This is a genomic window from Gordonia paraffinivorans (assembly GCF_900683595.1).
Classification (GTDB): Bacteria; Actinomycetota; Actinomycetes; order Mycobacteriales; family Mycobacteriaceae; genus Gordonia; species Gordonia paraffinivorans.
This window is the reverse complement of sequence record NZ_CAACYD010000007.1, coordinates 969776-988589: the sequence shown is the minus strand read 5'-3', so window position 1 is coordinate 988589 and position 18814 is coordinate 969776. Positions and strand designations below refer to the sequence as shown.

At 69.0% G+C, this 18814-nt stretch carries 21 protein-coding genes; 13 read left to right on the top strand and 8 right to left on the bottom strand.

What is annotated here, in order from left to right; genetic code table 11:
- Positions 1-47 precede the first annotated feature (47 nt).
- Positions 48-779: an enoyl-CoA hydratase gene (locus E1P53_RS17540; protein ID WP_131735028.1), complete on the bottom strand. Its 732-nt coding sequence runs from the start codon at positions 777-779 to the stop codon at positions 48-50.
- Positions 780-833: 54 nt separating this feature from the next.
- Between E1P53_RS17540 and E1P53_RS17535 the strand changes: the two genes are divergently transcribed.
- The 5 genes from E1P53_RS17535 (at position 834) to E1P53_RS17515 (ending at position 5149) form a co-directional block, all read left to right on the top strand.
- Entirely contained in the window at positions 834-1979 is a 1146-nt protein-coding gene (locus tag E1P53_RS17535; RefSeq protein WP_244941218.1) for an NAD(P)-binding domain-containing protein, read from the top strand.
- A 125-nt stretch (positions 1980-2104) separates the two neighbouring features.
- Positions 2105-2434, top strand: a complete 330-nt coding sequence (locus tag E1P53_RS17530) for a helix-turn-helix transcriptional regulator (protein ID WP_109237242.1) — start codon at positions 2105-2107, stop codon at positions 2432-2434.
- On the top strand, positions 2431-3039 hold the full coding sequence (locus E1P53_RS17525; protein ID WP_131735027.1) for a hypothetical protein: 609 nt from the start codon (positions 2431-2433) through the stop codon (positions 3037-3039). Before E1P53_RS17530 ends, E1P53_RS17525 begins: the two co-directional genes overlap by 4 nt.
- A complete protein-coding gene (locus E1P53_RS17520) occupies positions 3036-3932 on the top strand; it encodes an ABC transporter ATP-binding protein (protein ID WP_131735026.1) in 897 nt (298 codons plus the stop codon). Before E1P53_RS17525 ends, E1P53_RS17520 begins: the two co-directional genes overlap by 4 nt.
- Positions 3929-5149, top strand: a complete 1221-nt coding sequence (locus tag E1P53_RS17515) for an ABC transporter permease (RefSeq protein WP_131735025.1) — start codon at positions 3929-3931, stop codon at positions 5147-5149. The genes E1P53_RS17520 and E1P53_RS17515 overlap by 4 nt, the downstream gene beginning before the upstream one ends.
- 29 nt (positions 5150-5178) lie before the next feature.
- On the opposite strand, the gene E1P53_RS17510 is transcribed toward E1P53_RS17515, so the two are convergent.
- The 4 genes from E1P53_RS17510 to E1P53_RS17495 form a co-directional block, all read right to left on the bottom strand.
- Positions 5179-6474 (bottom strand): cryptochrome/photolyase family protein, encoded by a 1296-nt coding sequence (locus tag E1P53_RS17510; RefSeq protein WP_131735024.1) that lies wholly within the window; start codon positions 6472-6474, stop codon positions 5179-5181.
- 14 nt (positions 6475-6488) lie between these two features.
- A complete protein-coding gene (locus E1P53_RS17505) occupies positions 6489-6794 on the bottom strand; it encodes an FKBP-type peptidyl-prolyl cis-trans isomerase (protein ID WP_210755584.1) in 306 nt (101 codons plus the stop codon).
- Positions 6795-6916: 122 nt separating this feature from the next.
- Positions 6917-8239: a citrate synthase gene (locus E1P53_RS17500; protein WP_006898787.1), complete on the bottom strand. Its 1323-nt coding sequence runs from the start codon at positions 8237-8239 to the stop codon at positions 6917-6919.
- A 61-nt stretch (positions 8240-8300) separates the two neighbouring features.
- Positions 8301-9248, bottom strand: a complete 948-nt coding sequence (locus tag E1P53_RS17495; RefSeq protein WP_131735023.1) for a carbohydrate kinase family protein — start codon at positions 9246-9248, stop codon at positions 8301-8303.
- 62 nt (positions 9249-9310) lie between these two features.
- On the opposite strand from E1P53_RS17495, the gene E1P53_RS17490 reads away from it, so the two are divergent.
- The 6 genes from E1P53_RS17490 to E1P53_RS17465 all read left to right on the top strand — a co-directional run bounded on the left by E1P53_RS17490 (position 9311) and on the right by E1P53_RS17465 (position 13119).
- Positions 9311-9976, top strand: coding sequence for a 5-oxoprolinase subunit B family protein (locus E1P53_RS17490; protein WP_131735022.1), 666 nt, complete (start codon positions 9311-9313; stop codon positions 9974-9976).
- Entirely contained in the window at positions 9973-10845 is an 873-nt protein-coding gene (locus E1P53_RS17485; RefSeq protein ID WP_131735021.1) for a 5-oxoprolinase subunit C family protein, read from the top strand. The genes E1P53_RS17490 and E1P53_RS17485 overlap by 4 nt, the downstream gene beginning before the upstream one ends.
- A 136-nt stretch (positions 10846-10981) precedes the next feature.
- Positions 10982-11377 carry a phage holin family protein gene (locus tag E1P53_RS17480; RefSeq protein WP_131735020.1) on the top strand — a complete coding sequence of 132 codons (396 nt, stop codon included), beginning with the start codon at positions 10982-10984 and terminating at the stop codon, positions 11375-11377.
- A complete protein-coding gene (locus E1P53_RS17475) occupies positions 11378-11635 on the top strand; it encodes a DUF3618 domain-containing protein (protein WP_006898782.1) in 258 nt (85 codons plus the stop codon).
- A gap of 26 nt (positions 11636-11661) precedes the next feature.
- Positions 11662-11931, top strand: a complete 270-nt coding sequence (locus E1P53_RS17470) for a DUF4235 domain-containing protein (RefSeq protein ID WP_131735019.1) — start codon at positions 11662-11664, stop codon at positions 11929-11931.
- A 48-nt stretch (positions 11932-11979) separates the two neighbouring features.
- Positions 11980-13119 (top strand): oxygenase MpaB family protein, encoded by a 1140-nt coding sequence (locus E1P53_RS17465; protein ID WP_131735018.1) that lies wholly within the window; start codon positions 11980-11982, stop codon positions 13117-13119.
- A 38-nt stretch (positions 13120-13157) separates the two neighbouring features.
- Here E1P53_RS17465 and E1P53_RS17460 read toward each other — a convergent pair whose 3' ends face one another.
- From E1P53_RS17460 to pdxH, 3 genes are all read right to left on the bottom strand, one after another.
- Positions 13158-14234: an isopenicillin N synthase family dioxygenase gene (locus tag E1P53_RS17460; RefSeq protein ID WP_131735017.1), complete on the bottom strand. Its 1077-nt coding sequence runs from the start codon at positions 14232-14234 to the stop codon at positions 13158-13160.
- A gap of 44 nt (positions 14235-14278) precedes the next feature.
- On the bottom strand, positions 14279-15547 hold the full coding sequence (locus tag E1P53_RS17455) for an MFS transporter (protein WP_131735016.1): 1269 nt from the start codon (positions 15545-15547) through the stop codon (positions 14279-14281).
- Between the two features lie 142 nt (positions 15548-15689).
- Positions 15690-16385: a pyridoxamine 5'-phosphate oxidase gene (pdxH, locus tag E1P53_RS17450; protein ID WP_174320687.1), complete on the bottom strand. Its 696-nt coding sequence runs from the start codon at positions 16383-16385 to the stop codon at positions 15690-15692.
- A gap of 163 nt (positions 16386-16548) precedes the next feature.
- Here pdxH and E1P53_RS17445 point away from each other — a divergent pair, with 163 nt between their 5' ends.
- Both E1P53_RS17445 and E1P53_RS17440 read left to right on the top strand, forming a co-directional pair.
- Entirely contained in the window at positions 16549-17676 is a 1128-nt protein-coding gene (locus tag E1P53_RS17445) for a citrate synthase 2 (RefSeq protein ID WP_131735015.1), read from the top strand.
- A 213-nt stretch (positions 17677-17889) separates the two neighbouring features.
- On the top strand, positions 17890-18615 hold the full coding sequence (locus E1P53_RS17440) for a hypothetical protein (protein ID WP_131735014.1): 726 nt from the start codon (positions 17890-17892) through the stop codon (positions 18613-18615).
- Positions 18616-18814 lie beyond the last annotated feature (199 nt).

The following is an 18814-nucleotide window of genomic DNA, read 5'->3' as shown; positions in this document are numbered from 1 at the left end:
CTCAGCGGCGCACGCGGGTCATCGCCGACGGCCGCGAACGCGTCGGCTCAGCGTCCGACGAACCGGGGAGCGCGCTTCTCCTGGCGCGCGGCGCGCCCCTCGAGCATGTCGTCGCTCTCCCAGGCGCGACGCATGGCGGCATCCCGCTCGGCCGGAGCGGGATCACGTGCGCCGTCGCCGTTGAGAACGAGCTTGTAGTGCTGCAGGGTGAGCGGCGCTAACTCGGCGATGGTCGCGGCCCAGTGCTGTGCGTCCGCGAGATCGCCGATCCGGTTGGCGAAGCCCAGTGCGTGTGCACGGTCGGCGTTCAGCGGCTCACAGCCGATGAGCATGCCGCGGGCCTGTCCCGCCCCCACCAGGGAGACCAGCCGCCGGATGGTCCATTCGTCGACGGCGACACCGATCTTCGCGGCCGGGATGGCGGCGATCGCGTCGGGCGCCATCACCCGCAGGTCGGCGGCCATCGCCAGCTGCACGCCGGCGCCGATGGCCGCGCCGTTCAGTGCGGCGATGACCGGCACGGGCGTGCGCTCGATCCGCTCCAGCGTCCCGACCAGTCTCTCGAGGAAGCCGGGGTCGTACACCGGGCCGGAGAGGTCGGCGCCGGCGCTGAACACCGAACCGCGCCCGGTCACCACGATGGCCCGCGCACCGCCTTCGACCGCGACGTCGAAGGCGTCGGCGAGGCCGGTCAACAGCTCCTCGTTGAAGGCGTTGCGCCTCTCGACCCGGTCCAGCTCGATGGTGACGACGGCGCCGTCGGTGGTGGAGTGAATCATGGTCGCACAGCCTACCGATGAACCGTGTGTGGACGGTCATGACAGGGTGGTGACGTGCAGAACACCGGCGCAGGCGCACCCGGCGACACTCCCCCGGCACAGATCGCCGACCACTCGGACGTCCTGGTGATCGGCGGCGGCCAGGCCGCGCTCTCGGCGGCGTACTTCCTGCACCGCTTCGGTCTCGGTGAGCGCTACCAGGTCCTCGACCACGCCCCCGGCCCCGGCGGCGCCTGGCAGTTCCGCTGGCCGTCGCTGACCCTGGCCACGGCCAACCGGGTCCACGACCTGCCGGGCTGGGGCATCGTCGACGCACTGGGGCTCGACTGCGACCACCTGCCCGCCGCGGCGGCGGTGCACGACTACTTCGGCCGCTACGAGGCGAGATTCGGACTCAACGTCCACCGGCCTGTCCACGTCCGTTCGGTCCGGCGTGACGGCGACGGGTTCCGCGCGGAACTCGGCGACGGGCGGCGCGTGACCGCCGACGTCATCGTCAATGCCACCGGGACGTGGGACCGGCCGTTCATCCCCCACATCCCGGGCAGGGCCGACTTCTCGGGCCGCCAGCTGCACACACACGACTACCGGAGCCCCGCCGAGTTCGCCGGTCAGCGCGTGCTCGTCGTCGGGGCGGGGATCTCGGCGATCCAATTGCTCATCGAGATCGCGCGCGAGGCCCCGGGCGTCGAGACCTTCTGGTGCTCACGGCGAGAGCCGGTGTTCGATCCGGAGCCGTTCACGCCGGAGCAGGGCCGCGAGGCCGTGGCCCGCGTCGAACGCCGTGTCCGCGCCGGCCTGCCGCCGACGTCGGTGGTCTCGGTGACCGGTCTCGCTCTCACCCCGACGATCGCGGCCGCCCGGCGCGACGGCATCCTGCAGTGGCGGCCGATGTTCACCCGCATCACCGAGACCGGGGTGTGCTGGGATTGCACCACCGAAGGCGGCGGCCCCGAACACCTCGACGTCGACGTCATCTTCTGGAACACCGGCTTCCGCTCTGCGCTCGACCACCTTGCTCCCCTGCGTCTTCGTGCGCCCGGCGGAGGCATCGTCATGACCGGACGCCTCGCGACCGTGGTCGAGGCCGATCCGCGCGTCCAACTCCTGGGCTACGGCCCGTCGGCGTCGACGATCGGCGCCAACCGGGCGGGCCGGGAGGCGGCCCGGGTGGCAGCGGAGTTGCTCGGCGTGAGGTGAGCATCGCTCCTGGCGCACGCCGTCCCGGCGGCGCCGCGCGGCCCGTCCGGCCCGCTGACCTGCAGCGACCTCTTTTCGCTTCCCAACTATTGACAAACTGTTGTGTTTTCCCAACACTGAGTGAGGTGAGTCCAATACGGCGTGGGGCGAAGCTCCCCATCTACAACCGCATCGGCGTCCTGCGTGCCGAGCGGGGGATGTCCCGGGCCGACCTCGCAGCGCTCGTCGGCATCAACGTGCAGACCGTCGGCGCCCTCGAGCGGGGCGACAACTACCCGAGCCTCGACCTGGCGTTCCGCATCTGCGATGTCTTCGACCTGCCGGTGGAGGCCGTGTTCAGCCGTACGCCGTTCGGCGCCATGTCCGCCGAGTTGTACCGACGCGCACCTCGGGTACCCGGAGGCGACGTGACCGCAACCGACTCGGCCGCCAACGACAACGGAGGTGAACGATGAACGACCCCAACTCGGCGTTCCCGGAAGAGGCGAAACCACAGGTCTGGCGACGTTACGAGGACTGGCGGGGTCGCCGGCACCAGGCGTTCAACGCCAAGCACGCCCACCGGTTGACCTCGTGGCGCAACCGGCGATCGTTCCGGCGTCTCGTGGTCGCACTGCTGTGCGCGCTGGCCTTGGTCATCGTCAGCTCGGGCTTCGCCTTCGTCGGCACGCCCTGGTTCATCCTGCCGTTCGGCTTCAGCCTCGTCGCCGCGCTGACGATCTTGACGATCCTGCGCATCGTCACGGGGTCGGTGGCCGACGCGCCGGTGACCGCTCTCGACGAGATCCAGCTGGCACAACGTAATTCGGCGCGGTCGTTCGGGTTCTTCGTCCTGTCCGCAGCGATGTTCATCCCCTACGCCGTGCTCATCGCCCTCAGCAGCCAGGACGAGGTTCCCGGCCAGTGGGTCTACGGATCGGCGATCCTGCTCATCTCACTCGTCCTCACCGCGGTGTGCGTCCCGACGATGCTCATCGCCTGGTGGATGGCCGATCCCGACCCCGAGGACTTCGCCGTCGCCCTTCCCGACACCGTCCGAGAGGACCACCTCCAACGATGAACGCACCACTGATCGTCGACGGATTGCACAAGCGCTACGGCGAACTGATCGCGCTGCGCAACATGACCTTTCATGTCGACCCCGGAGAGATCTTCGGCTTCGTCGGCAGCAACGGCGCCGGCAAGTCGACCACGATGCGCATCATCCTCGGCGTTCTCGCCCCCGACGCGGGCCGCGTGCTGATCGGCGAGGACGTCATCGACCTCGATCTGCGGCGCCGCATCGGCTACATGCCCGAGGAACGCGGCCTGTACCCGAAGATGAAGGTCGGAGAACAACTCACCTTCCTCGCGAGACTCCATGGGATGGAGACCGCCGAGGCCGCGGAGTCGGCGCGGCGCTGGGCCGACCGCCTCGGTGTTGGTTCCCGATTCGGCGACGACGTCGCCGACCTCAGTCTCGGCAACCAGCAGCGCGTGCAGCTCGCCGCCGCACTCGTGCACGACCCCGATGTGCTCGTGCTCGACGAGCCGTTCTCCGGACTCGACCCGGTCGCCGTCGACGTGATGAGCGACGTCCTCAAGGAGAAGGCGGCCGAGGGCATCCCGGTGATCTTCTCCTCGCATCAGCTCGACCTCGTGCAGCGGATCTGCGATCGGGTCGGGATCATCGCCCGCGGCGAGATGCGCGCGCTCGGCACCGTGGAAGACCTGCGCACACGCAGCGGCCTCACCCTCGAGGTGAGCGGACCGCGTACCGACACCGCCTGGGCCGACCATCTGCCCGGCGTGCGCGACGTCGAGTACGGCGAGACCACCCGGCTGCTCATCGACCCGCAGTTGGCCGACGACCAGCAGATCCTCGCCGCCGCACTGGAACAGGGACCCGTCCACCGATTCGCGACCTCGGCCCCGTCCCTGACCGAACTCTTCCGAGAGGTGGTCTCCGCATGACCGTGCTCCACGACCCCACCACCCAGAACCCGCCCGCCGCCGGCGCGGCGCAGGCGATCCGGCTGGTCGCCGAACGCGAGATCACCACCCGCGTGCGGACGAAGTCGTTCCTGGTCAGCACCGGGCTGCTGATGGTCCTGCTGATCGCGGGGGCGATCGTGCTCAAGATCTTCGCCGGCGGCGACTCCGCCGAGAAGATCGCCGTCGTCGCCCAGCCGCAATCGGTCACCGACTCGATCGTCGCCGTCGCCGATTCGGCCGGCACCACCATCGATGTGGAACCCGCCTCGTCCGTCGACGAGGCCAGGCGGCTCGTCTCCGACGGCGACGTCGCGGCCGCGCTCGTCCCCGGCCATACCGCCGGCTCCTACGTGATCCTCGGCAAGGACGGGATCGACCCGGCCGTCGAGGGGCCCATCCGCACCGCGGTGTCCCAGGAGGCCCTGTCCCGCGCGCTCGCCGACCGGGGCGTCGACGCCGCCTCCCTGCCCGCGGTCGACGTCACCGTGACCAGTATCGACCCAGCCCGGCCCGACGAGGGCCAGCGGATCGTCATCGCCATGGTCGGTTTCGTGCTGCTCATGCTCGCGATCACGATGGGCGGCACCATGGTCGCCGTCGGCGTCGTCGAGGAGAAGACCTCGCGCGTCGTCGAGCTCCTGCTGGCGACGATCAAGCCGCTGCATCTGATGTGGGGCAAGGTGATCGGCATCGGGGCCGTCGTGCTGACGCAGGTGGTCCTGCTCGGCGCCACCGCCGTGATCGCGGGGACGGCGACCGGCATCCTCACCGTGCCCGGCGCGGCCGTGAGCATGTTCGCGGCCTCGCTGGCATGGTTCGTGCTCGGGTTCTTGTTCTTCGCGTCCCTTTATGCCGCGTCCGGCGCGATCGTCTCCCGGCAGGAGGAACTCAGCTCGTCGTCGGCGCCGCTGACCGTGTTGTCGCTGGCGGTGCTGTACTCGGGGATCTTCGGTGTGCAGGCACTGGATTCGACGATCGTCGAGACGCTGAGCTGGATTCCGCCGTTCAGCGCGGCGCTCATGCCGATCCGCATCGCCACCGGCGACACGGACGTCGTGCAGATCGTGGTGACCTACCTGCTGATGGCACTGGCCACGGCCGCCGCGACCTGGGTGACCGCGCGGATCTACCAGCGATCAATCCTGCGCACCGGATCGCGCATGAGCTGGGGTGAGGTGCTCAAGGGGATTTCGTAGAAAAGGAACGCACATGGCGCGCACCGGTTCTACGCCTCGCCGATCTCGCCGTACCTCCGCAGCGCCTCGGCCCGCTCGGCGCTGTGGTCGACGATCGGCTCCGGGTAGTCGTCGGCCTCCACGTCGCCGACCCAGCGGCGGACGTACTCGCCCTTCGGGTCGAACTTCTTCGCCTGCGTCTGCGGGTTGAACACCCGGAAGTACGGCGCCGCATCGGTTCCCGTGCCCGCAGCCCACTGCCAGCCGTGGTTGTTCGAGGCCATGTCGCCGTCGACGAGTTGCTCGAGGAAGTACTCCGCGCCCCACCACCATGGCAGGTGGAGATCCTTCACCAGGAACGACGCGGTGATCATGCGAACCCGGTTGTGCATCCAGCCGGTCTCGTTGAGCTGCCGCATGCCGGCATCCACGAGGGGAAAGCCGGTCCGACCGGCCTTCCACACCTCGAATCGCTCATATGCCGCGTCGTCGGTGTCGAGTTCGATGGCGTCGAACCGACGATTCCAGTTGTGCCACAAGCTGTGTGGCCAGTGCCAGAGGACGTCGGCGTAGAAGTCGCGGAAGGCCAGTTCGCGCAGATACGCCTGCGCCCCTTTGCCTTTCCCGAGATCAACGGCGAGCGTGCGGGGATGGATGTTGCCGTACTTGAGATATGCCGACATCCGGCTCGTCGCGTCGGCGGCCGGGTCGTCGCGGATCTCGTCATAGTCGGCGAGGTCGGCGTCGACGAACTCCGCCCAGCGTTGCCGCGCGGCGTCCTCCCCGGCGGGGAAGGACAGCTTCACCGGCGCCGTCGGGACGGCGATCCGCCCGCTGTTCGCGATGTCCGCCGGGTCGACCACCGCAGAGGACGGCACCGAGGACTCTGCGGGCCTGCGCCACCCGTGGTCGCGCCACCGGCGGAAGAACGGCGTGAACACCTTGTACGGTTCGCCGTCGTCCTTCGTGACACGTCCCGGCGAGACCAGATACGGAGATCCCGTCGCCTCGAGCGGCACCTCGCCGAGGGCTTCGGCGACCGCCTCGTCGCGGCGTCTGCCGAACGGGGTGAAGTCGGCCGAGATGTGCACGGCCTCCGCGTCGACGGCGCGCGCGAGACGCGGGATCTCCTCGTCGGGACGCCCGCGCACGACCAGCAACCGGCCGTCGAGCCTGTCGTCGAGCTCGCGCAGCGAGTCGAACAGGAACGCAAGCCGCCGCTCCCCCGACGACCGCGCCAGCCGAGGGTCGACCACAAAGCACAGAAGGACCGACGAATCGTCGGTCCCTCTGGCAGCTTGTAACGCCGGTAGGTCACCCAGGCGCAGGTCGCGCCTGAGCCACACCAGGTTGGTGGCCGTCAGGCCACCCCGAGCAGGTCGATGACGAACACGAGGGTGCGTCCCGACAGCCGGTGGCCCGCGCCGGCGGGCCCGTAGGCCAGCTCCGGCGGAACCGTGAGCTGACGGCGGCCGCCGACCTTCATGCCGGGGATGCCTTCCTGCCAGCCGGGGATCAGCCGGTCGAGCGGGAAGTTGGCCGACTGGCCACGATCCCACGACGAGTCGAACTCCTCGCCGGTCTCGTAGTCGACACCCACGTAGTGGACGTCGACGACGCCGCCGCGCACGGCTTCGGCGCCCTCACCGACGATCAGGTCGGTCATGGTCAGCTCGGACGGCGGCGGACCCGCCTGGAACTCGACCTCGGGCTTTTCGGTGCTGGTCACTGGGACTCTCCTTTGAGTCGGCGGTCAGTCGATGTTCCGGGCGGATCGGACCGAGCGGCTCAGCGATCGCTCATCGGCACGTAGTCGCGCTCGGTGTAGCCGGTGTAGAGCTGACGCGGACGGCCGATCTTGGTGGTCGGATCCTCGTGCATCTCACGCCAGTGGGCGATCCAGCCCGGAAGGCGACCCAACGCGAACAGAACGGTGAACATGCGCGTCGGGAAGCCCATCGCACGGTAGATGACACCGGTGTAGAAGTCCACGTTCGGGTACAGCTTGCGCTCGATGAAGTAGTCGTCGTTGAGGGCGACCTCTTCGAGACCCTTGGCGATCTCGAGCAGATCGTCCTGGACACCGAGGGTTTCCAGGATCTGGTCGGCGGTCTTCTTCACGATCGCGGCGCGCGGATCGTAGTTCTTGTAGACGCGGTGACCGAAGCCCATCAGCTTGACGCCGGCTTCCTTGTTCTTGACCCGCTCCATGAACTTCTTGGTGTCGCCGCCGTCGGCCTTGATGGCGTCGAGCATCTCGAGGACCGCCTGGTTGGCGCCGCCGTGCAGCGGGCCCCAGAGGGCGTTGATGCCGCCCGAGATCGAGGTGAAGAGGTTGGCCTGCGACGAGCCGACGAGGCGGACGGTCGAGGTCGAGCAGTTCTGCTCGTGGTCGGCATGCAGGATGAACAGCATGTCGAGCGCCTTGGCGACATCCGGGTTGACCTCGTAGGGCTCGGCCGGGAAGCCGAAGGTCATCCGCAGGAAGTTCTCGACGAGGCTCAGCGAGTTGTCCGGGTACAGGAAAGGCTGACCGGCCGACTTCTTGTAGGCGTAGGCGGCGATGGTCGGCAGCTTCGCCAGGAGGCGGATGGTCGACAGCTCGACCTGCTCGTCGTCCTTGGGATCGAGCGAGTCCTGGTAGTAGGCCGACAGGGCGTTGACCGCGCTCGACAGCACCGGCATGGGGTGCGCGTTGCGGGGGAAGCCGTCGAAGAAGCGCTTGAGATCCTCGTGCAGCAGGGTGTGCCGCTGGATCTTGGTGGTGAACTCCTCGAGCTGGGTCGGGGTCGGGAGCTCGCCGTAGATGAGCAGGTAGCTCACCTCGATGAAGGTCGACTTCTCCGCGAGCTGCTCGATCGGGATGCCCCGGTAGCGGAGGATGCCCTGCTCACCGTCGATGTAGGTGATGGCCGACTTCGTCGACGCGGTGTTCATGAACCCACTGTCGAACGTGGTCAGGTTTGTCTCGGCCAGGAACTTGCCGAGAGCGACCGAGTCTGTCCCCTCGGTGGCCTTCAGGATCGGGAGCTCCAGCTTTCCACCGGGGTAGGTGAAGGTCGCTGAGGCCGTGTCGGACGCCTGGTCGGCTGGGACTGTTTCAGCAGACACACGAACCCCTTATTCGAATCAGAAGTTTTGACAGTGTCCGGGTAGGACACACAGCTATAAACTAGCCGCTTCTCAGCTCGCTTGCCCAAGGAGGGTCTGCACCCGGACGCGAGACCGTGATCGCAGCCACCTGAGCTGCGAATTCGGCGACGTCACGCCATCGGCTGATGTCCAGTGCGCGAACCGAATCGGGCGACAACGCCCCCAGTCGGTCGAGCTGGTGCACGATCCCGCCCAGGACGCTGTCGCCGGCCCCGATCGTGTCGGCGACCTCCACGGCGCACGCGGGCACCGTGATCTCACGGTCTGGCGTCGTCACGCTGATGCCCGCCGACCCGCAGGTGGTGACCACCGCCGCGACGCCCTCCTCCAACCATTGGCTCGCCGAGCTGCCAGCGGCCCCCTCGCCCAGCCAGGCCGCGTCCTCGTCGGAGAGCTTCAGGACGTCGACGAACGGCAGCCACCTGCGAAAACGCCGGCGATAGGCGTCGGCGTCGTCGATCACCGCCGCGCGGATGTTCGGGTCCAGGACGACCAACCGGCCTTCGTCGTGGCACCGGCGCATGAGGGCCTCGTAGGCGCTCGCGCCGGGTTCGAGGACCAGCGACAGCGTCCCGAACGTCACCGCGCGGACCGTCGGCGGGAGCCCGCCGGGGTCGGCGACGCGGCGGTCGGCGGTTCCCTCGACGTAGAAGGTGTAGCGCGCGGAACCGTCGTCGCCGATGGTCGCGAGGGCGAGCGAGGTGGGCTCCGGGCGTCGCTGCAGCAGGGATGTCCCGACACCGGCGGACTGCAGCGCGCCGACGATGGCGTCGCCGTAGGTGTCGGTGGAGACCGCCGACAACAATGAGACAGCACTCCCCAAGCGTCCCAATGTGATCGCCGTGTTGAACGGGCCGCCACCGAGTACCGGCCGCAACGGAGCGAGCGTTCCGTCGTTCGGGGCGTCCGGCGCACGTTGTTCCACGACGTCGACGAGCGCCTCGCCGCACACGACGATCTCCCTCATGGGCATCAGTGTGCCACCGCGGGTGCGCGATTCCGTTGCGCTTGCGGCGGTAGATTCGAGACATGCGTGAGTTGCCGGCGGGACCCGATGCGGTCGTGCTCGACTTCTCGGCCGACGAGTCCCCGTCGGCCGCGGTGCTCGACGCCGCCGTGGCACTCCGCGACGCCGTGGAGCGCGGCGAACTCCGCGACGTCGCCGACCTGGTCCCCAGCGCGCACACCCTGCTGGTGCAGGCACGGCCGGGCCGCGGGGTCGACGAGCTGGGGGTGCGCCGGGCATTGCGGCGCCACGCCTGCGCCGGCCGGGGCCCCGATCCCCGGGCCGACGAGATCGTGATCCCGGTCGTCTACGACGGCGAGGACCTCGTGGATGTCGCTGACCTGCTGGGCATCTCGCCGGCCGAGGTGATCGCCCTGCACTCCCGGACGCGGTGGCGGGTGCAGTTCATGGGCTTCGCACCCGGATTCGGCTATCTCGTCGCCGACGACGCGGCTCCGCATCCGTTCGAGCGGGTGGGGCGACGCGCGGAGGCCCGTACCCGCGTCCCCGCCGGCGCGGTGGCGATCGCGGCGGGCTACAGCGCGGTCTACCCGAAGGCCAGCCCGGGCGGATGGCAACTGCTGGGCCACACCGACATCCGATTGTGGGACGAGCACGCCGAGCCCCCCGCGCTGCTCTCGACCGGCCGGGTGGTGCGGTTCGTGGACGCGGAGCCGGCCCGCCGATGACCACGGTGACCGTCGTCGCGACCGGACCGCTCGCGACGATCCAGGATCTCGGGCGATCAGGGTATGCGCACCTCGGCGTCCCTTGTTCCGGCGGCGCCGACCGGGCGTCGTTGCAACTGGCGAATCGCCTTGTGGGAAACCGCGAATCGGCGGCGACCATCGAGTCGACCCTGGGCGGCCTGCGGGTCCGCGCCGACGGCAACGCACTCGCCGTGGTCACCGGCGCCGACACCGTGGTCCGCGTCAACGGCACGCCGGTCGGGCTCGGCGCGGCCGTCGTGCTGCGTGCCGGCGACGAACTGTTCGTCGATCCTCCCCGCTGGGGACTCCGCAACTACCTCGCGGTGCGCGGCGGATTCGATGTCACGCCGGTGCTGGGTTCCCGGTCCACCGACACGTTGTCCGGGCTCGGGCCCGCCCCGCTGGCCGCCGACACCCGGCTGCCGGTGGGCTCGGAGACCGACGAGTGGCCGCCCACGCAGACGGCACCGCCGAACACCGAGCACCCGCCCGTCGTCGAACTCGAGGTACACGAGGGGCCGCGCACCGACCACCTGGTCACGGCGTCGGACCTGTACGCGGGGACCTGGGTCGTCGGCGCCGACAGCAACCGGGTCGGGGTCCGCCTCGACCGTCCCGGCGACTCGCCCCATCCGCTGCTGGAGCACCGGCCCGACGCCGGCGAGCTGCGCTCGGAGGGCGTGGCCCACGGCTCGGTGCAGGTCCCGCCCAGCGGACGGCCCGTGCTGTTCCTCGCCGATCACCCGGTCACCGGCGGCTATCCGGTGGTCGCGGTGCTCAGCGCGGAGTCGGTCGACCTGGCGGCGCAGCTCGCGCCGGGATCGGAGATCAGGTTCCGGGCGAGATGAGCCGGGCCGCAGCGCCCGGTTGCGTTGCGTTTGCGCCCGCTTTGCGGCATCGAGCGCAACGGGGTTCACCGCCGGAACGTTTGGCACTCCGGACCCTCGGGAACGCGGTCGGAGTCCCCGACACGGAGGTACGACCGTGACCGAACCGTCAGTGAACGACCTGTCGACCGTCCAGCTCGTCGAACGCCTGCAGCATCAGACGACGACGCTGGTGAGAACCGAGCTGCAGCATGCGGTGACCGAGATGAAGGACAAAGGCACCCGGATCGGCGTCGGCGCCGGGATCTCCGGTGCCGGCACCCTGTTCGCGCTGTTGGGGCTCGGCACGCTGGTCGCGGCCGCGGTGCTGGGCCTGGCGAACGCCGTCCCCGCCTGGCTCGCGGCGGTGATCGTCGGCGTGGCATTGCTCGTGATCGGCGGCGCGACCGCGGCGTTCGGCGCGCAGCGCGCGAAGTCGGCGGTGCCGCCCGCACCCGAACACACCGTGGAGAGCGTCCAGCGCGACGTCGCAACCGTGAAGGAGCGCCTCTAGATGCCCGACGACAACCGACCCGACCGCGACGAGTCCGCCGCGCCCCCGCCGATCGAGCAGCAGCGTGAAGAGCTCGCCGAGACCGTCGACGCACTCGCCGCGAAGCTCGACGTCCCGGCTCGGGTGAGCGCCGCGGCGTCGGAGACCGCGCACACCGCGAGGACCAAGGCCACCGAGAACCGCAACGCACTGGCCGGGGCCGCGGTGGCCGCCGTCGTCGCCCTCGGCGCCTTCCTCATCGTCCGCCGACGCCGCTGATCCACCCTTATCCCAGGAGACCTGCCATGAGTGTCGTGTCCAAGACCTTCTACAAACCGCTGTCGCTGGCCACCAGCGTCCTCGGCGGCGTCGCCGCCGGCGCGGTGTTCGGCCAGATCTGGAAGCGGATCTCCGACGACCCCGACACCCCCGATCCCAAGGACCTCCGGCGCAGCAACGGCGAGGTGTTCGCCGCGGCTGCCCTGCAGGGACTGGTCTTCGGACTCGTCCGCGCGGCCGTCGACCGGGCCGGGGCCAAGGGTTATCGGGCCGTCACGCATGAGGACCCGTCGTGATGCGTGACGGTTGACACACCGATGAGACGAAACCTAGAGTTCCGTCTCATGACCGAGCTACTGGACGACACCCAGGGCGGTTGCCCCGTCCACACCGGCGCCACGCCGAGCGACGGCACCCCGGCCGAGCGCGACGGCTGTCCCGTCGCCACAGGCTCACCCGACGCCGAGTACTCCGAGGACGGCTTCGAGGTCGGGGCCAAGGGCGTCAAGGCCGCCCACGAGTACGAACCGCTCGGCCCGGACTCGTTGACCTGGCAGATCTGGGGCACCTGGACGGGCATGTTCCAGGGCCTGTGGGCCGGCTCGATCCAGAACATGCATCCCAAGCTCGGGGCGGCCGTATGGGACCACTCCGACTTCTTCGGTGAGCGGTGGCAACGCCTGATGCGTTCGCTGTACCCGATCAGCGGCGTCGTCTTCGACTCGGTGATCCCGGGCGCCAAGACCGGGCACGAGGTCCGCGACTACCACCGCACCGTCAAGGGCGTGATGGAGGACGGCTCGCGGTACCACGCACTCGACCCGGATGTCTTCTACTGGGCGCACGCCACGTTCTGGTACGGCAACGTGCGCCTCTGCGAGCGTTTCGGACCGTTCCTCACCGAGGACCAGAAGCGCCAGTTGTTCGAGGAGTCCAAGGCCTGGTATGCGCAGTACGGCGTGTCCATGCGTCCGGTCCCGGACACCTACGAGGACTTCCTCGAATACTGGGACCACATGTGCCGCAACGTGCTCCGCGATCACGTCTCGGTGCGCACGGTGCTCGACATCACCCAGCTGCCGCCGCCTCCGTTCTTGAGTTTCATCCCGAAGCCGATCTGGGACAAGTACCTCGTGCCGCAGAACCAGAAGCTGTTCATGTGGCTGACCACCGGCTTCTACGACGAGCCGATCCGCGAGATCCTCGGACTGGAATGGACCGAGAAGGACGAGCGCCGATTCCGCCTGCTGGGCAGGTGCATCAACATCGTGATGCACAAACTCCTGCCGAAACGCTATCTGCGCCACCCGCGTCCGCGTGATGCCTGGGATCGTGTGAAGGGAAGGGTGCCGGTCGACGCACCGATCGTGCACACGCCCGAGCGCAATCTCCCGCCGGAGAGCGAACGCGGAAACCCCATGCACTACTGTCCGGTGACGGCCGCGCGTCGCGCCACCTACCCGGGGATCATCACCTCGGATTGACCGGATGTCGAGATCCGGCGAATGCCGGATCGTCGTCCCTACTGCTGCCCCTGCCCGCCCCGGCGCATCGCCTGGCGCACGCGCTCGGCTTCCCGTCGCGCATACGGGTTCGGCCGTCCGGCACGCGACCCCGCGAGCTTGGTCCCGATGTGTTCGCCGACGGTGATGGGTGAATACCGGCTGCCCGCACCGACGCACGACGGCAGCGTCGAGATCATCGCGTCGATGTTGCCGTCGTGGAAGTACGCGGCCGAGCGTCGACGTGCGATGGTGCCGTCGACGATCGGCGGCTTCACCCGGTGCAGCGTCGACATCCAGCGCTCGTTGGTCCAGCGGGCCATGAGGTCGCCGAGGTTGATCAGCAACGCACTGTCGGCGGGTGTCACGTCGTGCCAGCGGCCTTCCTTGTCGAGGACCTGCAGTCCCTTCACCTGGTCGGCCCACAAGACGGTGACGATCCCGTAGTCGGTGTGCTCCCCCATGCCGGTGAGCTCTCCGTCCAACTCCACCTCGCCGGGCGGCAGTGCGTAGTTGTTCATGCGCAGGACGTCGAGGGAGTGGTCGGTGAAGCCCTCGAAGAAGTCGGGCGGGAGGTCGAGGGCGTCGGCGAAGATCCGGGTCAGGGTGTGCGCGACGCGTCGGGCCTCGGTGAAGTACGCCGACACGGACGCCCGGAAGTGCGCGACGTCGGGCCAGGTGTTGCGCGCGTAGTGTTCCTCGGGAAGGTCGAGGTCGGGGTACTCGTCGGCCTCCACGCCGACGTTGAAGGCCTCGAAGAAGTCGTTCATCCGCCCGGCCGATTCGACGCCCAGCGACAACGACAGCGACTCCGACCTCGGCGGCGCGTACCCGCGGTTGATTTCCGGCGGGGCGCAGTAGGCCTTCTTGACCTCCAGCGGCAGGGCGAAGAAGTCGTCCATCACCGCGGTGAACTCCTCGATCACCGCCGGCGGGATCTCGTGGCCCACGATCTGCATGAAGCCCACCGAGCTCGCGGCATCGTCGACCTGCGCCGCCACGACCGCGCGGTCGGCCGGGTCACCGTGACGCACGTACGGCGAGATGTCGATGATCGGCACATGAAAGCCGGTCTGGTCGGCGGTCATGGCACCCATGGTGACACCGAATCGCCCGGTTCGCTGGCCGGAACCGATCGCGACTAGGTGCGTTGACCTGCGCGGTATCGCACGAACGCCGGGATCAGCAGCGCCGCGACGACGGTCGCGATCACCACCGCCACCCCGCCGTAGGCGGTGGCCGCGGCCACTCCGATCGAGGCGGCCGCGGTTCCGTGCGCGACGTCGGCGATGCGCGGACCGCCCGCGACCACCACGATGAACACGCCCTGGAGGCGGCCGCGCACCTCGTCGTTGGCCGCGGCGAGCAGGATCGTCTGGCGAAACGCGGCCGACGCCATGTCGGCTGCGCCGCCGATCATCAGCAGCACCACCGCGATGACGAGCATCGGCATCGCGGTGCCGTCGGCGAAGGCCACCGCGACGCCCGTGCCGGTGATCGCGACCCCCCAGATGGTGATGCAGACGATCACCGCCAGTCCCTGACGCTGCACGCGCGACACCCATCCGGAGAAGACGCCGCCGACCACGGCGCCCGCGGAGATCGCGGTGAACAGCAGCGCGAAGGCGATGCCGCCACCCTCGGGACCACCGAAGTTCTCGTGCGCCATCTGCGGGAACAGGGCGCGGGGCATGCCGAAGATCATGGCGATGAGGTCGACGAGGAACGAGGCCATCAGGATCTTGTGCCCGGTCAGGTACCGCAGGCCCTCGACCACCGAGCGCACGCCCGCGACCTTGGGCGCCGCGTCGGCCTCCGGCCGCAGCGACGGCAGCCAGACGACCGCGACGAGCGTGGGGAGCAGGAAGAGCGTGTCGACGAAGTAGAGCCACGAGTAGCCGAGCACCGGGATGAGCGCACCACCGACGAGCGGGCCGGCGATCGCCCCCGCCTGCATCACGGTCATGTTGAGCGACAACGCCGCCGGGAGTTCCCCGGCGTCGAGGAGTCGCGGCAACACCGCGGTCCGGGTGGGTTGGTTCACCGCGAAGAACGCCTGCTGAATCGCGAAGAGCGACAGGATGATCCAGACGTTGTCACCGCCGGCGGCCGCCTGTGCCCAGAACAGCGCGCTGCTGACGATGAGGCCTATCGAGGTGACGATCAGCAGGGTCCGACGGTCGAAGACATCGGCGAGGGCGCCGCCCCACAGTCCGAACACGACCAGCGGGACGAGACCGAAGACGCCCGTCAGGCCGACATACGCCGAGCTGCCGGTGATCTCGTAGATCTGGGCGGGCACCGCGACGATCGTGAGCTGCGATCCGATGACGGTGACGATGTTCGCCAGCCACAGCCGCCGGAAGTACTGATTGCGCAGCGGCGTCGTGTCGGCGAGGAGTCGTGACATTCCCACGATGCTATGGCTGTGACCGCCCTCACCCGACCTGTGGATGGCCCGTCGGCCTCCGGCCCGCGGCCTGCCGTCGCCTCCCGCGCCGTCGCGCGCGGACGATCACCCCCGCCTCACCGCAGGAGCGCCGGCGGCCGGGTCACGGCTGCAGCCGCTCGATCCGCCACTCGTGGTCGACGTGCGTGAGCCGGACCCGGTTGTGCAGGCGGTTGGCCCGTCCCTGCCAGAACTCGACCTCCTCGGGCAGGATGCGGTAGCCGCCCCAGTCGGGAGGACACGGGATCTCCTCGCCGCCGTCGAACCCGCCGAAACTCTCGGCCGTGTCGGCGGCCTTCTTCTCGAGGTCGAGGCGGCTGGCGATCGGACGCGACTGGTCCGACGCCCTGGCGGAGATCTGCGAGCCGCGGGGCCTCAGTTCCCAGTACGCCTGGGTCTCCTCGCGGCTCACATGTTCGACGGGTCCGCGGAAGTGCACCTGACGCTCGAGCGCGATCCACGGGAACGTCACCGACGCGTAGGGGTTGTCGGCGAGTTGAAGGCCCTTGCCGGAGTTGTACCCGGTGAAGAACACGACCCCGTTGGCGTCGGCCCCTTTGCAGAGGACGCATCGGGTCGACACCCTCCCCCGGGCGTCGGCGGTGCCCAACACCATCGCGTTGGGTTCGGGAATCCGCGCGTCGAGCGCCTCACGCAGCCACACCTCGAAGAGATCCAGCCAGGGCGGGTCCCCGCGCATCCAGCTGGGGTCGAGGTTCTCACGGATACCGTCCGCCCCGGCGGCACGATCTCCCTCGCCGATGTTGGGCGGGATCCCGCCGCCATAACCGACACGCATGTTCGGCAGGTCGATCGGGTTCCGGGATTTGTCCAACACAATCGTGAATTTACTCCGAGAACATTGTTCCGCCCTCGCACACGCCGCGGGGTGTGCTCATCTACAGTTCGATTCGGATCGACGCACACGAGAGCACGACACGGTTGTCAGTGAGGTGGTTGCCATGGCCAACGCGGTTCCCGAGGACTTCGTCCCTGGTCTCGAGGGCGTGGTGGCATTCACCACCGACATCGCCGAGCCCGACAAGAACGGCGGCAACCTGCGATACCGCGGCGTCGACATCGAGGACCTGGTCGAGAACAAGGTCACCTTCGCCGACGTGTGGGCGCTGCTCGTCGATGGCAGGTTCGGCAACGGGCTCCCGCCGGCCGAACCCTTCCCGCTGCCCATCCACACCGGCGACGTGCGCGTCGACGTGCAGGCGGCTCTGGCGATGCTCGCCCCGATCTGGGGCTACGAGCCGCTGCTCGACATCGACGACGCCACGGCGCGGGAGAATCTCGCGCGGGCGTCGGTCATGGCGTTGTCGTATGTGGCCCAGTCCGCGCGCGGCATCCACCAGCCCGCCGTGCCGCAGCGCGTCATCGACGAGTGCACCACCGTCACCGAACGTTTCATGACCCGGTGGAAGGGCGACCCCGATCCCAAGCACGTCGCCGCCATCGACGCCTACTGGGTGAGCGCCGCCGAACACGGTATGAACGCCTCGACCTTCACCGCACGCGTCATCGCCTCGACCGGCGCCGACGTGGCGGCATGTCTGTCCGGCGCGATCGGCGCGATGTCGGGTCCGCTGCACGGTGGCGCCCCGGCGCGCGTGCTGCCGATGATCGAAGAGGTCGAGAACACCGGCGACGCACGAGGATTGGTGAAGGGCATCCTCGACCGCAAGGAGAAGCTGATGGGCTTCGGACACCGCGTGTACCGCGCGGAGGACCCGCGGGCCCGGGTGCTCCGGCGCACCGCACAAGAACTGGGCGTGCCCCGTTACGAGGTGGCCGCCGCTCTCGAGCAGGCCGCGCTGACCGAGCTGCGTGAGCGTCGTCCCGATCGCGCGATCGAGACCAATGTCGAGTTCTGGGCCGCGGTCATCCTCGACTTCGCCGAGGTGCCGCCGCACATGATGCCCGCGATGTTCACCTGCGGCCGCACCGCCGGCTGGTGTGCACACATCCTGGAGCAGAAGCGCCTGGGCAAGCTGGTCCGACCCGCCGCCGTCTACACCGGCCCCGCACCGCGTCGTCCCGAGGACGTCGAGGGCTGGGGCGATGTGGTCAAGCCGGGGCTCTGAGCGTCGAACGAGCCACCCGAACCCCCAGGGCGGCGCCAGGGCCGCCAACCGAGCGCCGAAACCCTGCCAGTGGGCCGGCCGCGGATTCTGTTGGGCGGTGTCCGGGGCGCGCCGACGACGCGATAGCGTGACGAGAGTTCGGGCGCAACGAGCCATCCCACCACCTCCAGCCAGTCCGTACGGGTCCCGGCGGAGTACCGATTCCCGACCGAGGTGGCCGGCACCTTCACCTTCATGTGGTCCGCCGAGGACGGGATCGATCTGCATTCTCGTGCGGCGGAGGTCATCCGCGCGCAGGTCGAGTCGTGTGCACTCTCACTCTACGGCGCCGACGCGGTGTACCCCGGTGCGGAGGAAGCCGCGCTAGATGCAGATATCAGATCATCTGCCAATTGCGTTCGCCCTTACCACAGGCCACTACGAAGCGGCTACGCGTTTCAAGGAACCATCCACGCACATGTGGTCTCGGTGGAGTCGACGGACACGTCGATCTCAGCTCATGTCTGCGAAACCCGCACCGGCAGGGCGCGACTCGACCCGGACAACCCTCACCTGTACGGCACCCCGGAATCCGACGTCCTCGACGGAACCGCAGGGATCCGGATCGTCGCACAGAAGCCCGCTGACGTCGCCGACACGCGAGCCGGCGCCGTACGGATCGCCCAGCCCGGTACGGGCAATCCCGAGCCACGGTACAACGTCTTTCACCCGTGGGTGTTCCCGCCGTTTCTGCTGCCCACGACGAAACCGCCTGCCGGAAACCTCACCAGCGATCCGATCTGCGAGAGCTGGGCGGCGCAGGCACTCAACCGTGTCCCCGCCTTCGCCGGACAGAATCCGTTCCATCCCGACGGCAGATTGAGATTTCTGACTCCGAGAGCCTTGGGCCCCGAAGGATTCCCGACACTGCCCCAGTACCCGCTCTGGCCCGAACCCTAGCGCCGAGTGGCACCGCTCGATCGCGGTCGCGCGCCACAACTCCCGTCACTCTCCCGAGCCTCCCGGAGACGGACTCTTACAGGAGACGCGGGGGACGATACGACTCGACGACCGGGGCGCGCACGGTTGCGCGGCGAACCCGGCGCGAGCGGATCGAGCCGTCGGGGCTGTCGTGCGCGCATCACCGCCGCCACGCGCG

What these genes read in the sequence shown, in the direction of transcription:
- E1P53_RS17540 (WP_131735028.1), bottom strand. Translation starts at nt 779, where the DNA reads ATGATTCACTCCACCACCGACGGCGCCGTCGTCACCATCGAGCTGGAC.
- E1P53_RS17525 (WP_131735027.1), top strand. Translation starts at nt 2,431, where the DNA reads ATGAACGACCCCAACTCGGCGTTCCCGGAAGAGGCGAAACCACAGGTC.
- E1P53_RS17520 (WP_131735026.1), top strand. Translation starts at nt 3,036, where the DNA reads ATGAACGCACCACTGATCGTCGACGGATTGCACAAGCGCTACGGCGAA.
- E1P53_RS17515 (WP_131735025.1), top strand. Translation starts at nt 3,929, where the DNA reads ATGACCGTGCTCCACGACCCCACCACCCAGAACCCGCCCGCCGCCGGC.
- E1P53_RS17505 (WP_210755584.1), bottom strand. Translation starts at nt 6,794, where the DNA reads ATGACCGACCTGATCGTCGGTGAGGGCGCCGAAGCCGTGCGCGGCGGC.
- E1P53_RS17495 (WP_131735023.1), bottom strand. Translation starts at nt 9,248, where the DNA reads ATGAGGGAGATCGTCGTGTGCGGCGAGGCGCTCGTCGACGTCGTGGAA.
- E1P53_RS17490 (WP_131735022.1), top strand. Translation starts at nt 9,311, where the DNA reads ATGCGTGAGTTGCCGGCGGGACCCGATGCGGTCGTGCTCGACTTCTCG.
- E1P53_RS17485 (WP_131735021.1), top strand. Translation starts at nt 9,973, where the DNA reads ATGACCACGGTGACCGTCGTCGCGACCGGACCGCTCGCGACGATCCAG.
- E1P53_RS17475 (WP_006898782.1), top strand. Translation starts at nt 11,378, where the DNA reads ATGCCCGACGACAACCGACCCGACCGCGACGAGTCCGCCGCGCCCCCG.
- E1P53_RS17470 (WP_131735019.1), top strand. Translation starts at nt 11,662, where the DNA reads ATGAGTGTCGTGTCCAAGACCTTCTACAAACCGCTGTCGCTGGCCACC.
- E1P53_RS17465 (WP_131735018.1), top strand. Translation starts at nt 11,980, where the DNA reads ATGACCGAGCTACTGGACGACACCCAGGGCGGTTGCCCCGTCCACACC.
- E1P53_RS17460 (WP_131735017.1), bottom strand. Translation starts at nt 14,234, where the DNA reads ATGGGTGCCATGACCGCCGACCAGACCGGCTTTCATGTGCCGATCATC.
- E1P53_RS17455 (WP_131735016.1), bottom strand. Translation starts at nt 15,547, where the DNA reads ATGTCACGACTCCTCGCCGACACGACGCCGCTGCGCAATCAGTACTTC.
- pdxH (WP_174320687.1), bottom strand. Translation starts at nt 16,385, where the DNA reads ATGCGTGTCGGTTATGGCGGCGGGATCCCGCCCAACATCGGCGAGGGA.
- E1P53_RS17445 (WP_131735015.1), top strand. Translation starts at nt 16,549, where the DNA reads ATGGCCAACGCGGTTCCCGAGGACTTCGTCCCTGGTCTCGAGGGCGTG.